Source organism: Gloeocapsopsis sp. IPPAS B-1203, assembly GCF_002749975.1.
Taxonomy (GTDB): domain Bacteria; phylum Cyanobacteriota; class Cyanobacteriia; order Cyanobacteriales; family Chroococcidiopsidaceae; genus Gloeocapsopsis.
This window is the reverse complement of record NZ_PEIG01000003.1, coordinates 165,719-181,999: the sequence shown is the minus strand read 5'-3', so window position 1 is coordinate 181,999 and position 16,281 is coordinate 165,719. Positions and strand designations below refer to the sequence as shown.

Genomic DNA, 16,281 nt, shown 5'->3' with positions numbered 1-16,281 from the left:
AGTGGCTAGTGGTTAATAACTCAAGGATATTCTAATTGAATAACTAGAAATGATATCAATCTTCCAGTTTCAGCAACTTTGCCATATTCAACCGTTGCAATTTACCCGTTGCACCTCGTGGTAATTCTTCTAGAATATGCAATTGACGGGGAACTTTAAATTCTGCAAGAAGTTCTGAACAATGTTGGCGCAATTCTTGTTCGCTTACTGTATTATCTTTTAAAACTACCGCTGCATGGATATCCTCACCTAAAGTTTTATGCGGTACAGCAAATGAAAGGGCTTCTGCAACAGCAGTATGACGCAGTAAAACATGATCAACTTCTACAGGAGAAATCTTTTCTCCACCTCGGTTAATCAACTCTTTGATGCGCCCAGTCAAAGCAAGATAGCCATCTGCATCAATCACGCCTTGATCGCCAGTACGAAACCAACCGTTTCTAAAAGCCTTAGCATTAGCTTCTGAGTTATTTTCATAACCATCAAACACATTTGCACCCTTAACGACTATCTCACCCAATTGCCCTGACGATAGCAATTTGCCATCTTCATCCATAATTCCCACTTCTACACCGAACCCAGAACCAACACTTCCAGGTTTGCGCGTACTCGGAGGTAGCGGATTAGAAGTCATTTGATGCGCTGCTTCCGTCATGCTGTATGCTTCTAGTACTGGAGCATTGAAAGTAGCTTCCAAGCGTTCTAAAACAACTGGAGGTAGTGAGGAACTACTCGAACGAATAAACCTTAAACGACTTGCGGCGATCGCTTCTTGATTTCGTTCAGCCCTTGCTAGTATTAGTTGATGCATTGTTGGTACTGCTGAGTACCATGTTGGTTGAGACTCGCTTAAAATCCGCCAAAACTCCATTGCATTAAAGCCGGTAGGACAAATGACAGTTCCTCCTGATGCTAAGGTAGATAGCATTGAAGCAACAATTCCGTGGACGTGAAACAGCGGCATAATACATAAAGCGCGATCGCTATCACTTAAGTTGTAAGTACTAATGATGTTGTGTGCTGACGCTGCAAGATTGCGATGTTTAATTGGTACGCGCTTGGGGCGACTCGTAGTACCACTGGTATGTAAAATCATCGCCACATCTTCTGATTCTGTTTGTTCAATTGTTCGCGGTGGATATTCTTGACCTTGAATCTTGTGTAAAGACAACGTACCATCAGATTTTGGTGTTGCTTGAATTAACATCATCTCAGAAGTTACCGCCGCTTGCGCTGCTGCAATACCATCTCCTAAAACAATTAAGGCGATCGCCTGCGTGTCTTGATAATAAAACGCAAATTCCTCTTGTTTATATTTAGGATTAAGTGGGGCTGCTGTACCACACGTTGCTGCTGCAAGGTAAGTTAAGATCATTTCAGGGCTATTTGGCATGGCGATCGCAATTCGCGATCCGCGTTTAATTCCAAAGTTGTTTAACTGCTCAGCAAGTTCTATAATCTGTTGGCGTACTTGTCTATAAGTTAAACTCGGTTTATTGGGTGCAACTATTGCTGGATGATTTTCTTCTCCTGTTAGTAGATTAAATAATGTTACTGATTTAAGTGAAGTCATAAGATTTCTTTTAAATTGCGATAGTTGCACCTATCTTTAAGATTTTTTAGTACTATAGCAATTCTTTGTGTGTTGCTGAATAGGAGTATGATTTGCCCCCTTACCCCCGTGAACAAACGCTTTTCCTTATCTTCTCCCCCAGAATTGGGGAGACCGAGAGGGGGCGGGGAAATCAAATTTTCAAAGTCCGCCACTTGTGGGGGATTTAGGGGGCTTATACAAGTGCGGTTGCTTAACGATTCATACATTGATTCAACATTGATTCAGCAATGCCACAATTCTTTGTATGTTGTAAACTATTTTTGAAACGAACCGCAGAGGATGTGGTTCGTTTATTTACTAATTTGTTTTTAACATAGCTAGGCGATCGCTTTTGTTCTAGTACAACACTTATGCAAATACGTACAAAGTATGAATCAAGATATTAGTGCAAAGTCTCACTTACAAATTGTGCCGCGATCGCCAATTTTATCAAGTCTAGAAGTATCCAATCTTGTGCGTGTTGAACAACACTATCAACCTGCAAAGGAATCGTCTGAATGTTGTCTTCCTCATTATCTTGTAAGCATTCATCTTGGACAACCTATTCAATTAGAACGCATCCTTGATGGGCGACAAAACCCTACGTATTTAACCCAAGGCGACATCATGCTGACGCCTCCTCACACACATCGCAAATTGTCTTGGAATACTGATGCAGAATTCTTGTTACTTCGCCTTGAACCACAACTTCTGACTTCTGCTGGATCTGATGTCGATCTAGAACGTATTGAAATTACACCACAATTAAGAGTTCGCGATTCCCTACTGCAACAAATCGGTTTAGCACTCAAAGCAGAACTAAAATCAAATCGACTCGATCGCCTTTATGCTGAAGCTATGGCAAATGCCTTAGCAGTTCATATCTTACGACGATACTCAACACAAAAGCACAACATTCGCTCTTATACTGGTGGTTTACCTAACCATAAGCTACAACAAGCAATTGATTATATTCAGGCTCATTTAGCAGAAGATATCTCATTGAGTGCGATCGCATCTGAACTCGGTATGAGCCAATATTACTTTGCCCGACTATTCAAACAGTCTACAGGCTACTCTCCCTATCAGTATCTCATCAAATGCCGTATTGAACGCGCCCAAGAATTATTGATGCACACTCAGCACATTATCAATGTTGCTTTGCAAGTTGGATTCGCTAGCCAAAGTCAATTTGGCAGACACTTTAAGCGCCTTACGGGAGTGACGCCAAAACAATTTTTAATGAAATAGCAAGAATCTTCTAAAATCGCAAAAAACGACTATACAGATGCAGTGTAAGCTTTGTAGTCTTATTTATCAAACACGTATCAAGCGGTTCTATGCTGAGTTTATTTATGCGTAAGTTTCATAAAATTGCAGCGATCGCATTATTAATACTTGGTATTCTCACAGGAATGCCAAATGCGGCACAAGCTGAGACAGGTATTTCTCTAAACACCACCAACGAAGTTGTTAACGTTATCACAGTTTATCCCACAACCTCAAATCAAGCGAAAGTTCTTTCTGAAGTTTCCCAAGCCGAACCGAAGTTTTCCAAAACTCCTGGTTTTCAAGACTCTGCAATTCTCAAAGCCCAAGATGGTACACAAGTCATTGCACTATCTCAATGGAAAGGTAAATTATCTAGCTTTCAATCATACGCCAAAGAACACGTAATAAACGTTGCCACGCAGACACCGCAAACCTTTGCTTGCCAAGTTCAACATACCGAAACGCGAACAACATCGCCAAGTTTCAATCAAGGGGATGTTATCATGCTTAGCCAATTTAAGATGAAGCCAGGTCAAGATCAATCTGAACTTGCAACAATCGTTACTCAAGAGATGCCCAGTGTACTACAAATGATTCCAGGATTGCAGTGGGCGGCGATGTGTCCTAGCACAGACAAATCGATAATTGCTTTACTCGCCCGTTGGAATAGTCGTGCAGATTTCGAGTCACTCGGTCAACAACCTGGTTTTGACAAAGAAACTAATTACTGGCAAACTTATGCTGATAATGAACATGGTCTTTACGATGTCGTGAAAAATATCTGCTAATTTTTTAGAAAAGAGCTGATTCGGTTGAAATCGCAGCTAATCGGACAATTTTGCTAGCTGTGCTTGCACTAAGGAACGAAGTTGCCGATTGGCTTGAGCTTCTCCTTGAGTACGGCATTGCTCCAAAAAATGATAAAACATTTCCTTCTGTAACCAACCGAATGTAGGGCTAGTAGATACTTCTTGATATGCTCCCAATTAGAAGCTGATAAATTCTAAGAACCGCACCATCATAGCGCCAAAATTCTGGTATCCCTAAGTGAGCATAGAGCGCATTCTTATCTATATCAGTGTGAGTAATATCTACTTCCACTACTAAATCCGGCGGTGGGTCAAAGTTGAGGTCGATCGTTCTGCCTCTAACTAAGGATTCGTTTTGGATATAATAGCATTTATCTGGCTCGGCTGCCTTTTTCAAGTCTTCACGCTTGAGAGTCGTCGATGCTAAGCTTTTGATATTCCAACCACTCTCTTCAACTAGAGTGCGAATAAAAACGCCAATTAAGTCACTAGGATTTTCATGTTCTTCCAGTGGAACCATGAATTCTAGTACTCCCCGATCATAAGTCAGCCGTGCTGCCCGATGTTCGCCAAATGCTTCTAGCAACTTCTCATAAGTATCCCAACTGACATCATATAAAGTTAACCGCTGCTCTGGAGACAATGCTAAGTGAGTTGGAGTACCATATCCCACATTCGTGCTACTTACGCGATCGCCACTCGGTTGATTGCTCATAGATTGCCTGCTAAATCTGCAAAGAGCAGGGATGAATCGGACACTTCTGTATGGGAACTGCTTTAATTATGTCTCAAACCATACAGAGCTTTATCACTCTTATTTTCACATTAGTCCACGGAGGTGAACTTAGTTTTTTAGCTGCGAATTTATTCACCAAGCTGATCTAAAACAAACTCAGTTGCGTAGGAGTATCATCAACATTATCCCAAGGAAGCTGCGGAACCGAGACATCTTGCTGTTCCAACATCTGTTGAAAATACCGTGCATTTCCAGGCGATCGCACTTCTTGCGGACAATGCACAAAAAAATACACTCGTTTCCCTTGACGCAACCACTCATCAACAACACTCACCCACTCTTGCAAAAAGCTTTGATTCAACTCCTGCTGCGGATGACTAATAAACCGAATCAAACTAAAAGATGCAGTCACACTCAATTGCAAAGGTAACTGAGGCTTGCGACGTTCTACAAGAATCTCCACATCTTCAGGTGTATCATAAATCGGACGCGAATCAAGCAAAACACGCCCAATACCCAAATCTTCCAACAAATCATTAAGTAGACTTCTATAAGGTTCCGTAAACCAGTCAGGATGACGCACCTCTAGAGCTAATTCTGCCTTTTCCTGCGCCCAAGCATTCAAAAAAATCGTCAAATCTTCCCAAAATTCAGGACCATATCGCGGTGGTAACTGGGCAAAAATTGGTCCTAAGCGACTTTCCAAACCCCGCATCTGTTCTAAAAAACTCAACGCACCAGCGATCGCAGGTTCCAACAATCCTTGATGCGTTAACTCTCGCGGCAACTTCAAACAAAACTCAAACCCCGACGGTGTATCAGCAGCCCACCGCGCCACTGTTTCAGGATCAGGCGTAGCATAAAAAGTCGTATTTCCCTCAACCGTCGTTAATCGCCGACTATAAAGCCGCAAAAACTCACTCGCCCGACTCCCCGCCGGATAAAAATCACCAACCCAACCCTTATAAGACCACACCGCACACCCAAGACGGAACATAATTAAATTTGTAATTAGGTAAAAATCAAGCAACGTAAAGGCTGGTAAATGGTAATGGGTAATAGGTAATGGAAGTAAGTCAAATCATATCTATATCTCCTCTGCTTCCTCTGCTCTCTCCACTACCTCTGCGCCAATTGAGGCAAACGCCCCCGCAATCCAATCATCAACTGCAACGCATAAACCCTAAACATTGGAATTCGTCGCAACATCCACAAACCCAACCGTCGCACGACTACCAACGGCAACCAATCGTTAGAAAACATCCGATCCAACAAATCAGTAAAACCTAAAATTGTCAGATTTTCCCGCTTGCGCCAACGTTCATATTGCTGTAATATCTGAATACTACCGATATCATGGCTACTCTTGTACGCATTTTGCAACACCTGCGCTAAAGCCGCTGCATCACGCACACCCAAGTTTAAACCTTGACCTCCTACCGGATGACAACAATGCGCTGCATCGCCAATTAAAGCCAATCGGGGTAAGACATAGCGATCGCTCTGCATCAACTGCACCGGAAACATAAAGCGATCGCCTTCAAGTTCCAATTTCCCCATCTGATCGCCATAACGGCGTTGCAACTCTACTAAAAACTGTTCGTCATCTAATGCGAATAAAGCCTTTGCTTCTTCATGCGGTGCTGTCCAGACAATTCGACAACGGTTTCCTGGTAACGGTAAAATAGCAAATGGACCACTCGACCAAAACCGTTCATAAGCGGTATCATTATGAAGCTTTTCTGGTTTCACAAAAGCAACAATACACGACTGCCAGTATTGCCAACCACGAGTTTTAATTCCTGCGGCATTACGAATGCGCGATCGCGCCCCATCAGCGGCTACAAGTAACTTAGTACGCATAGTCTGCAACTCACCATTTACAGAAGCTGTAATCTCTACACCATCTGGTTGATATTGTGTTTTTACGACTTCCACCGGACACAGGTAGGTAATATTAGAGCATCCCTGCATAAATTCCTGCAACGGTGCTAACAGTGCTTGGTGTTCTGCCACATAACCAATAACATCAGTGCCTAAATCTGTGGTTTGAAATTCAACGACACCAGGGTAATCAGCATCAGAAAGCCGCACTCGGCGATACTGGGCAATGTTGGGTAACATTTTGTCCCAAACACCAATTCCCTCAAAGATTCGTGCTGCCAGTTGGTGAACTGCATAAGCTTGTCCTTTAGACGCTGCGACAGAATGCTGTTTTGCTTCGATTACCGCTACCTGCAATCCAGAATCTTGCAATGCACACGCCAGTGTCAGCCCCACAATACCACCACCGACGATCGCTAAGTCATAGTCATAGTCCAACTGAGGACAAACCGCTTGCTCCAACTCCAGCACCATTGTTAGTAAAATTTACAACTAGCTAACACATTGTTTACTTTTCTTAATTGTTACGCGATCGCCCTCAGATAATCAAGGACATTGACTTAAGTCACACTTAACTCCATCAGTTGATCTGCCATTTCAAAGTTAGCAGTCACATTTTGCACGTCATCAAGAGATTCGAGAGTATCAATTAATTTCAACAGCGATCGCGCTTGTTCTACATCACTAACTTCTATACTATTGCTAGGAATCCAGCGTAACTCCACATCATCCACTACAAAACCTTCGTGTTTTAGATATTGACTGAGATCTTCTAAATTACCTACATCTGCAAATACTTCAGCCGTATCATCCTCTGCAATTTCATACGAATCAGCGCCACCCTCCAACGATGCTTCTAACAGTTTCTCTTCATCAATCGCACCAGAGAGTATCACTACCCCTTTTTGGGCAAACATCCAGCTGACACAACCTGTTTCACCGAGATTACCACCATTTTTACTAAATGCGGCTCTCAAGTCAGCAGCAGTACGATTGCGGTTATCAGTCAACGCTTCAATTAAAATTGCCACACCACCAGAACCATAGCCTTCATACCGAATTTCCTCAAGTTGTGCAGAGTCATCTGCATAAGTACCTGCACCTTTGGCGATCGCCCGTTCAATATTATCATTTGGTATTCCAGCAGCTTTTGCTTTTTCAATTGCTGTTCGTAGCTGAAAATTCCCAGCGGGATCGGGTACGCCATTTCTAGCAGCTACAATAATTGCCCGCGACAATTGCGTAAAAGTTTTTCCTTTAACTGCATCTACCCGCGCCTTTTGTCGCTTAATATTTGCCCATTTACTATGTCCTGCCATAACGAAAAATCTTCACAACCTAATTTCAGTTTAAACAATTAATTACCCCTTACCTCCTGTAAAAGTCACTCCTTGAATAAAGTATCGATTAAAAAAGGCATAGATCAACAAAGCTGGCAATGTAAAAATCATTGATGCTGCCATGATGTAATTCCAATAACTAATGTACTGTCCCTTAAATGTATTTAATCCTAGTGGTAAAGTAAACATTTCTGGATCTGACAAAATTAGTAAAGGAGTTAAAAAATTATTCCACGCCCCCATAAATATAAAAATTGCTTGTGCAGCTAAAGCTGGTTTTGCTAATGGCAACACAACTCGAAAAAAAGTTTCTAAATAACCCAATCCATCTAATGCTGCTGCTTCTTCTAATTCCTTAGGAAAATTAATAAAGAACTGCCGCATCATAAAAATGAAAGTGGCATTCACAATGCTAGGAACAATCAAACCTTGATATGAATTTAACCATCCTAAATTTTTTAATATTAAGAAAGTAGGAATTAAAGTAACTTGTCCAGGAACCATTAAAACAGCTAGTATAATAAAAAACCATATTTGATTGCCAGGAAAACGAATTCGAGCTAAAGCATACCCTGCCATAGAGTTAAATAACAAATTTCCTATTGTTACACATACAGCAACAAATACGCTATTAAAAAACCACCTCAAAAATAAAGGCTCTTGAGTAAAAACTTGTTGATAATTTTCTATTGTAAATTGCTGTGGAATTAAACTATCTACCCCTGAAACAATTTCTGCTAATGGTTTAAATGAAGCAGATAGCGCCCAAGCAAAAGGTAGAAGTGTTAGAACAGAATAAAAAATCAAAATTGTATATAAAACAGGTGCAGCCCAAAACAATTTCATATTCATAAACATGTTAATTAAACTTTTCCTCTTTTATCCAAAGGCGCTGAACTAAAGTAACAGTCATAATAATTAAGGCTAACAACAGTGCCAAAGCTGCTGCATACCCCATATCAAGAATTCTAAAAGCATATTGATAAATAAGTAAAACAACTGTCAGCGTTGAATTATTTGGTCCACCTGAACCACGCGAAAAAATATAAGATTGATCGAATAACTGAAAAGTCCCTACAATTCCCATCACAATAATAAAAAAAGTCACAGGTTGCAAAAAAGGTAAAGTAAGACAAACTAGTTTATCCCATGCACTTGCTCCATCTAAAGTTGCTGCTTCATAAAGTGTTTCTGGAATATCTTGCATTGCTGCTAAATAAATCACCATAAAGAGTGGTGCAGTCGCCCAAATATTCATCAACATAATTGCTTTGAGTGCCACATTAGGATCGCCAAGCCAGTTATATGTGGGTAATTCTAAAAAATGCAATAAGCGGTTAAGCAATCCATTTGAGTTACAAATCCACATAAAAATAAGTGTTAAAACAGCTGATGAAGTTACAGTTGGAAGAAAAAATAGAATTCTGAAAAAGTTTTTTCCTTTAATTTTAGTATTGAGAATTAATGCTAAAATTAAAGCTAGTAGAGTTTGTGTAGGAACAACGATCGCTACATACTCCGCTGTATTTTTCAAAGCAATTCTGACACGTTCATCACTAAATGCTCGTAAAAAGTTACGCCAACCTCTAAAGGTATAAATGACATCTCCTAATGGTTGAATTCTGTAAAATGCAAAAACCATTGCCAACACAATAGGTAAAATTAAGAAAACTCCCATAATTAAAAAAGTAGGAGTCATAAACATATATCCACTAACAGCTTCACTATTCGTGTTTAAAAAGCTTTTTTTACTAAAAACAGTCATATCTTTAAAATAAATTTAAGCTAAAAACTATAAAACAAGATTAGATTAGGAAGAAGTATTTAACTGCTTTGCATCTAATAATTATGTTCAAATTAAATCAACCCGCAGTAATTTAAAATAAACTGTATTCCTCCTTATTTGTTCTCTGTGAAACACCACTTGTTTTAACGGAGGAAACCTCCGCACAGAAGTGGCTTCTCTATACCTAGTAAGGTTTGTTAATAAAACACTCACAACCCAAACACCTGCAGTCTGGTTATTAAATTCTGCCAAAAAGTGGGAATAATAACTATGCTCTGAAGCTTAAACTTCTGTAAGTTTGGGCTTAGAGTCCAAAGTCATGTGAATCAAAAGTAGCAAAGCACCACAAAGGCTCAAGTTTGAGCCAAAATCAAAACATAGTAGTCATAAAATAGAAAGCTAGTAGAAACGATACAAGTATGCACGCGAAATCATCGTTAATGCGTCAAGCTAGTACTTATATACTAGCGATCGCACTAGGAGTCATTTTGGCAGTCAGCACCGTAAGAGTGTTACCATGCCAGGCAGCACCAATCGCTGAAGATAACCCTAGCATTCAAGCAAAAGCCCCAATTACATCAAATAGCTTTGTCACAGCAGCAGTCAATCGTGTTGGTTCTGCAGTAGTACGCATCGATACTGAACGTACGGTGACACGTCAGGTTCCTGAACCATTTTTGGAAGATCCTTTCTTTCGCCGCTTCTTTGGCGATGGTTTTTCGCAACAAATGCCCTCAGAAACTTTACGAGGATTGGGTTCAGGCGTCATTATAGATCCTAGCGGTGAAATTTTAACCAACGCCCACGTTGTCAACCAAGCAGATCGAGTTACAGTACAACTTAAAGACGGACGCACCTTTGAAGGCACAGTACAAGGTGTTGATGAAGTTTCAGATTTAGCTGTAGTGAAGATTGATGCTGGAGGTGACGTACCAGTCGCACCATTAGGAGATTCGAGTACAGTACAAGTAGGAGATTGGGCGATCGCCGTTGGTAATCCATTGGGATTAGATAATACAGTCACCTTAGGAATCGTTAGTACCTTAAAACGTTCCAGTCGTGAAGTTGGCATTTTTAATAAACGCCTAGAGTTTATTCAAACAGATGCTGCGATCAACCCTGGTAATTCTGGGGGACCGTTGTTAAATGAACGCGGTGAAGTCATCGGAATTAATACCGCAATTCGTGCAGATGCAATGGGTATTGGTTTTGCTATTCCTATAGATAAAGCCAAAGCAATTAAAGATCAACTCATGCGTGGAGAAAAAATTGCTCATCCTTTTTTGGGAGTGCAAATGGTTACTGTTACTCCACAGCTAGCTAAGCAAAATAACAGCGATCCTAATTCTCCAATTGATGTCCCAGAAATCAGCGGCGTACTCGTAGTCCGAGTTGTTCCTAATTCTCCTGCCGCCGCTGGAGGAATACGTCGCGGAGATGTTATTGTACAAGTTGACCGTCAACCCGTAGCTACTGCTGAGGAACTGCAAAGCATTGTAGATAACAGCCAAGTAGGTCAAACCCTGCAAATCAAAGTTCAGCGGAATAACAAGACTCAACAACTCTCAGTGCGCACTGGCGAACTAGAAGACAAATACTAATACCAATTCGTAATTGAAATGCAGAACTTGAATTGGGATAACAGAGTGAGTCATTACACATAAAAAACGAGTGGGGTAGGTCTCTTGCCTGCCCCATACTTTGTTATAAAATTTGTAACAACTCCTTGATTTTTTCGCCTTGCTTTTGTTTGAACTGCTCAGGAAACTGTAACTCAATGATGACAGATGAGCCGCTGTTTTTGGAGCTAACTTCTACATGAGTAATCTGAGCCAAGAAACGATTTGCCGAATTAGTACTCTCTAAGAGCAAGCCTACTACGGGTTTCTGTTGCCTCATCTTTTCAATATCCTGCTGTTGTAGCTGCTTTTCTGAAGAGGCAGAATTACAAACTAACTCAAGTTTTAAACTGCTAGTTCCCAATTCAGTTGCTTCTCCTGCATAAAATTGCCCTTCCCAATATATTTGTGCTGTCGTTTGAACTTGTTTGCGTACCTTTTGCACACTCCGTTCTGGTTTGAAATCTCGGAAGGAACGCGTGAGACTTGTAGCGAGAAACTTAAACGAATTGAAAGGTTGATCGACAATTTCTCGCTTTTGCCCGTACCACTCTTTTACATCAGAATAGATAACTAATACTAAATTATCCAACTGAGTGCGGGTAGGATTAATGAAATCAATGACTACATGAATTTGAGTATCATTAACTGGTGTCCAGCGAACAATTCTGCCATTGAGAAATGCCCTAGCACCATAATCGCCAATCACTTCAACTTCCACCTCATCCGGTAAGTTAGCCCAAGAATCTAGCGCAATTAATGCCCCAGTTTCCGAGATATTTACGGTAATTCCAGGAACGCTTTGATCTGCACTGTAAATCACTGCACCCAGATGACGCTGTAAACGGTGTGAAGAACGTAATTGTGGTTGTTCAAAAGCAACAAGACAAGCAGCTACTAATAAAATCAAGTTAAACACACACCACAAAGCGTTAACTAAAACAGCTTCACTATCTTCAGGGCGAAGTAATAACCAGAAAGGAACAGCAAGCAGTGATATTACAACAAGTGCAGTGACAAACAATAACGGACGTGCCGATTGCCAATCAAAAGTGCGCTTATCAACAGTTTGTCCTTTATCTGTAACGTTGAAAGAACCAAGTTTCGGGTTAATCAGCGCTAAAAGTGTGACAAGTCCCGCTTGGTAAGACATGACAAATTCAAAGATTTCATTCCAGAAAGAAAAGCGGACGTGTTTGTAAGTCAGGTGGTTGGTATTTAAACCGAGAAGAATGTGCGGTAAAGCATAGGCGAGAGTTTCTAAACCTAAACCGCGAATGGGATTGATGCTAAATAGTAAAAATAGCGTAGGAGCGATCGCATACATCAATCGCGGAAAGCCATAGAAAAAGTGCGATGTTGCCGAAAAGTAACAAATTCGTTGTGGTAACGTCAACTTCAATTTTGGGTTAAACATCGGGTTTTCCAACCGCAGAATCTGCGCCATTCCCCGCGCCCAGCGCACCTGTTGCCCAACATAAGCTGCCAACTTCTCTGGTGCTAAACCCGCCACCATAATTTTGTCGTAGTAAACTGTCTCATACCCCAAAGAATGCAAGCGTAAGGACGTGTGACAGTCTTCAGTCACAGTTTCTACTGCAATTCCACCAATTTGCATGACGTGTTCTTTGCGAATCACCGCCGCTGAACCGCAGAAAAAGGCAGCATTCCAAAAATCATTACCTTTTTGCAATACCTTGTAAAACAGTTCATTTCCTACTGGAACTTTACCTCCTGTCAATAAGTTACGTTCAAATGGATCGGGGTTGTAAAACCAGTGTGGTGTCTGCACCAAAGAAACTTTAGGATTATAGAAAAAGCCGACTGTTTTCTGGAGAATATCTCGCGCCGGAACGTGATCGCAGTCTAAGATCAGTACTAGATCGCCTTGGGTGTGGCGAAATGCAGTGTTAATATTTCCTGCCTTAGCATGATCGTTATTCTCTCGCGTGAGTAGCGTACAGCCGATTTCATCGCACATCAAGCGTAACTCTTCTCGACGTTCCGGAAATTTACGACCATCATCTAAAATATATACCCGTTTCTTATCTGCTGGATAATCGGTAGCTAATGCACCTAATGCCGTTTTACGGACAATATCAACGCTTTCGTTATAGGTAGGAATATAAATATCAACTGTGAACCACTGTATTTGTGGAATTGTCTTAAGATCTACTGGTTCGCGATCTTTAATTTTCAGTGTTTGAAAATAAGCCAGTACCAGTGTCAAAACTGCGTACAACTCGGCTCCATAGAGCAGAACACAACTGATACCATTAATCCAGTTATTAAAATTGAGCGTATAAGAAGTTCGATAGAACAGATAGCGCAGCGTTGTCACCAGACTTAGCCACACCATAAATAAGTGCAAGTACTCGCTACGAGATTTTGAGGGGTTATTTTGCTCGGCACGAACAATAATTTGACCAACTGCAATCAAAATTACCGTAACAACACCTTGCTGCCAAACTGCTAATGGTGTCGTAATCAATGGTACAGACAGCAGCAAAAGTGGTAGAATAAGCCACTTAAGATGGCGAATTTCTAGCTTTTCTAATGCTCGATCAAACTGCTGTGGTAGATCTTCAACTAGCCAATTTGCCAATGAAAATTTGTGGCGTTGTCGCTTTAAATTGAATAAAGTCATACTCTACTTCTTATCCTCCACAGTAATCCGCTTCAGATACGCTTGCGTAATGCCGTAAAGCACAACAGCAATCCCTAAAATACCCAAGGGTAATAAGTACCAATGTTCTTGCAATAGGCGCGATGCTTTACTCAACAAACTTGTATTTTCAATGCGTCGTTGAGGAGAACTTTGCAGAAACTTCAGTTCATAACCTTCAGGATCGTAAGCCGCAGGATCTTGCTGATTGCTGGAAATCAGTACAGTATCTTTTTGGAGTTGGAAAAACCAAGGATCTTTATCGAGAATTTGACGAACTCGTTCTAAACCATTGTCAGTTTGAGCACTCAGTGCCAAAACAACGCGATCGCGGTTCCAAGGTGAAATAATTTGCTTAATCACCCCGTCTTCGTCGGGTAACGCTTGTACTGTACCGCCGCCCCAACTACGGGAAAAGACATCACTCAGGAAAAAGCTACCAGCTTGAAAAACTTCAGGAAAAGGAAACTGTTCGCGAGTTCCAATTCCCACCAAGTGATGATTCCCTTGTTCTTGCATAGGAAAACTTTCCGCAGTGTACACTTGTAAGGCTACCGACTCAGCTTGACTCAAACGCCCCATGCGTTCGCTAAACTCCAACATCGTGAGTAAATCGGTTTGTGAAGGCGCATCTGGTAAAACAATCGCGGTACTGGAAAGATCCTGTGGTGCCGTAAAAGGAAAACCAGCTTGCAAGAGTTTCAAGTCAGGAATTTGTACAGATGTTTCGCGATTGAGACGAAAGCTAGTATCCGCGTGGACTGTGCCAGAAAGTTGTTGATCGGCAACAACTCCGCCACACCTATCTGGTGCTTCTTTAGAATGCAAGCGGAATGCTACTTGAATTTTGGAAGTAGGTGTAATTAAATTTTCTGGTAAGTTGACATTGAGTGTTTTTCTGACTTCTCCTTGTTCTGAAGTCAAACGTTCTCCACCAATAAATACGCCATCAAGTAAAACTTCTACTGCTGAAGTTCTCGGATTCACTTGCGGACCATAGCTATAACGCAAGGTCATTGAATTACCTCGGTTAAAGCGATCGCTTGGTAACGCGCGAAAGTCAAATTCAATTGGTGGCGCAGCCGAACCCCGTACCGTCACATCTTCAAACGGTTGATTGTTACTAGTTGCTAAGTCTTTGAGGGCAAAGGAATTATTTTCAGGAAGATAACGCGGCCATTGACGCAACCCTGGTGTTGGTGCTTCTGTTACTTGAGAAACAATCATGCCCTGTCCTGTGGCAATCTTACGGTTCTGCGACTGCACGAGGGCTTGAACGGCTTTTGTGACTCCATCAGAGCCATTTCCTGTCGCAACCAGTACAGGAACACCGCTTTCTTTGGTTGTTGTCACCATCAAAACACCGACATCTTCAGGTAACGGATCTTGATTACCATCGAGTACTTGATTACCAGCGATCGCAAAAGGTAAATCGAGTTCTCTTAAAGCTGGTTGTTCTTCTGGCGTACCAATAATAACTAGCCGTTGCCCTCCAACGGCATCAACACTTTCAACTAAACTTGTATCAATCGGGCGAAACTCTGCTAATCTACCCAAAGATGTTTGAAAACGAGCTGCTGCTGTGAGCCAAGTCTCACTCATTTGTTGAGGTAGCAAATAAGCAATCTGATTTGGCTCCAAACTCAACTCATCAAAGAAAGGATAAGGATAACGACTTAAGTTGATCGGAACTGGCTGCGGAGTGTAGTTAAAAATTAATTTAGAATCTGGTAGGATCTCTGTCCATAGTGTTTGATCGGCTTCGCTACAAGTTGCCGAGTTATGCTGTTGTGCCACCACGGTCAATTCATTGAAATTCTGAATCAAATTTGGTGGAATATCAAACAATACACTGCCAATCTGTGACTGCTTGCGATTTAAGGGAACGCTACCAACGCTTGTTCCATTGACTCTTAGTGTTAAATTAGAGCGATTGGCAAATAATGCTGGTGAATGTTGGAAGCGAATTAATGCCTTCACTGATTGCACTTGCCAACCACGCGGGCGGGTAAACCCAAGTCGTCCTTCAGAATAAATACCTTGTAAACGAAAGCGATTACCAACAACAGGACTGCGGTTAAACTCCATAACATATTGACTCGGAGGTACAGCATTAGCAGCCACTGTAGTCGCCTTAGGGCTTGATTCTGGACGTGAACGAGGAGTTGTAGCCGTAGCAGCTGGTTGAGGACGAGGTGGTACTGATCGCGCAGTTGCTGGAGGTCTGCTTGGTGCTTGAGGTGCAGGTTGTTGCGCTCCCCTTTGGGGCTGAGAAGAGCGCGATCGCCGTGGTGCGGTTGCAGGTGCAGTTACCCGCTGTTGCGGTCGATATACTGGCGGTCTTGAAGGTGCTTTAGGCAGCGCATACTCTTGAATTAATTGCTGTTCCTCTTGGCGCAATCTGTTTTCACTTTGAGCTTGAATTGAAGTTGTTGTGGAAGCAAGAACTGCTGTGGTGCAGCCTAATACCACGAGCCAAAGATATGGCGATAGGACATTATGGGTTTGAGACTTTGTTTTAGTCTTAGAGTGAGTAGGTCGATCGCGACGAAAGCTATGCATGAGCGGTTAAGATT

Annotated in this window: 11 protein-coding genes and 1 pseudogene; 3 read left to right on the top strand and 9 right to left on the bottom strand. The window is 41.6% G+C overall.

Annotated features, from left to right (window positions below; genetic code table 11):
* Nucleotides 1–55: 55 nt before the first annotated feature.
* The gene (locus tag CSQ79_RS06860) at nt 56–1,573 is read right to left on the bottom strand and encodes an acyl--CoA ligase (protein WP_099700438.1); all 1,518 of its coding nucleotides are present in this window, start codon (nt 1,571–1,573) and stop codon (nt 56–58) included.
* Nucleotides 1,574–1,984: 411 nt separating this feature from the next.
* On the opposite strand from CSQ79_RS06860, the gene CSQ79_RS06850 reads away from it, so the two are divergent.
* Together CSQ79_RS06850 and CSQ79_RS06845 are read left to right on the top strand one after the other, a co-directional pair.
* The gene (locus tag CSQ79_RS06850) at nt 1,985–2,845 is read left to right on the top strand and encodes a helix-turn-helix domain-containing protein (RefSeq protein ID WP_099700436.1); all 861 of its coding nucleotides are present in this window, start codon (nt 1,985–1,987) and stop codon (nt 2,843–2,845) included.
* A gap of 104 nt (nt 2,846–2,949) precedes the next feature.
* Complete coding sequence (locus tag CSQ79_RS06845; protein ID WP_143755432.1) at nt 2,950–3,654, top strand: hypothetical protein; 705 nt, start codon at nt 2,950–2,952, stop codon at nt 3,652–3,654.
* 36 nt (nt 3,655–3,690) lie between these two features.
* Here CSQ79_RS06845 and CSQ79_RS06840 read toward each other — a convergent pair.
* The 6 genes and pseudogenes from CSQ79_RS06840 to CSQ79_RS06815 form a co-directional block, all read right to left on the bottom strand.
* Nucleotides 3,691–4,390 (bottom strand): annotated as a pseudogene (locus CSQ79_RS06840) (Uma2 family endonuclease).
* Between the two features lie 166 nt (nt 4,391–4,556).
* The gene (locus CSQ79_RS06835) at nt 4,557–5,411 is read right to left on the bottom strand and encodes a DUF72 domain-containing protein (protein WP_099700682.1); all 855 of its coding nucleotides are present in this window, start codon (nt 5,409–5,411) and stop codon (nt 4,557–4,559) included.
* 119 nt (nt 5,412–5,530) lie between these two features.
* A complete protein-coding gene (locus CSQ79_RS06830; protein WP_099700434.1) occupies nt 5,531–6,769 on the bottom strand; it encodes an FAD-dependent hydroxylase in 1,239 nt (412 codons plus the stop codon).
* 86 nt (nt 6,770–6,855) lie between these two features.
* Complete coding sequence (locus CSQ79_RS06825; protein WP_099700433.1) at nt 6,856–7,614, bottom strand: YebC/PmpR family DNA-binding transcriptional regulator; 759 nt, start codon at nt 7,612–7,614, stop codon at nt 6,856–6,858.
* A 42-nt stretch (nt 7,615–7,656) separates the two neighbouring features.
* Nucleotides 7,657–8,481 (bottom strand): carbohydrate ABC transporter permease, encoded by an 825-nt coding sequence (locus CSQ79_RS06820; RefSeq protein ID WP_099700681.1) that lies wholly within the window; start codon nt 8,479–8,481, stop codon nt 7,657–7,659.
* 13 nt (nt 8,482–8,494) lie between these two features.
* Nucleotides 8,495–9,334, bottom strand: a complete 840-nt coding sequence (locus CSQ79_RS06815) for a carbohydrate ABC transporter permease (protein ID WP_289500742.1) — start codon at nt 9,332–9,334, stop codon at nt 8,495–8,497.
* Nucleotides 9,335–9,840: 506 nt separating this feature from the next.
* Here CSQ79_RS06815 and CSQ79_RS06810 point away from each other — a divergent pair.
* Nucleotides 9,841–11,022, top strand: coding sequence for an HhoA/HhoB/HtrA family serine endopeptidase (locus tag CSQ79_RS06810; protein ID WP_099700431.1), 1,182 nt, complete (start codon nt 9,841–9,843; stop codon nt 11,020–11,022).
* 103 nt (nt 11,023–11,125) lie between these two features.
* Here the strand turns inward: CSQ79_RS06810 and CSQ79_RS06805 are convergent, their stop codons facing one another.
* Nucleotides 11,126–13,687 (bottom strand): glycosyltransferase, encoded by a 2,562-nt coding sequence (locus tag CSQ79_RS06805; protein WP_099700430.1) that lies wholly within the window; start codon nt 13,685–13,687, stop codon nt 11,126–11,128.
* 3 nt (nt 13,688–13,690) lie between these two features.
* Nucleotides 13,691–16,267 (bottom strand): cellulose biosynthesis cyclic di-GMP-binding regulatory protein BcsB, encoded by a 2,577-nt coding sequence (locus CSQ79_RS06800; RefSeq protein ID WP_099700429.1) that lies wholly within the window; start codon nt 16,265–16,267, stop codon nt 13,691–13,693.
* Between the last annotated feature and the right edge of the window lie 14 nt (nt 16,268–16,281).

Bases quoted from the DNA above. Each gene is read 5' to 3' on its own strand.
- CSQ79_RS06860 (WP_099700438.1), bottom strand. From the start codon at position 1,573: ATGACTTCACTTAAATCAGTAACATTATTTAATCTACTAACAGGAGAA.
- CSQ79_RS06850 (WP_099700436.1), top strand. From the start codon at position 1,985: ATGAATCAAGATATTAGTGCAAAGTCTCACTTACAAATTGTGCCGCGA.
- CSQ79_RS06845 (WP_143755432.1), top strand. From the start codon at position 2,950: ATGCGTAAGTTTCATAAAATTGCAGCGATCGCATTATTAATACTTGGT.
- CSQ79_RS06830 (WP_099700434.1), bottom strand. From the start codon at position 6,769: ATGGTGCTGGAGTTGGAGCAAGCGGTTTGTCCTCAGTTGGACTATGAC.
- CSQ79_RS06825 (WP_099700433.1), bottom strand. From the start codon at position 7,614: ATGGCAGGACATAGTAAATGGGCAAATATTAAGCGACAAAAGGCGCGG.
- CSQ79_RS06820 (WP_099700681.1), bottom strand. From the start codon at position 8,481: ATGAAATTGTTTTGGGCTGCACCTGTTTTATATACAATTTTGATTTTT.
- CSQ79_RS06815 (WP_289500742.1), bottom strand. From the start codon at position 9,334: ATGACTCCTACTTTTTTAATTATGGGAGTTTTCTTAATTTTACCTATT.
- CSQ79_RS06810 (WP_099700431.1), top strand. From the start codon at position 9,841: ATGCACGCGAAATCATCGTTAATGCGTCAAGCTAGTACTTATATACTA.
- CSQ79_RS06805 (WP_099700430.1), bottom strand. From the start codon at position 13,687: ATGACTTTATTCAATTTAAAGCGACAACGCCACAAATTTTCATTGGCA.
- CSQ79_RS06800 (WP_099700429.1), bottom strand. From the start codon at position 16,267: ATGCATAGCTTTCGTCGCGATCGACCTACTCACTCTAAGACTAAAACA.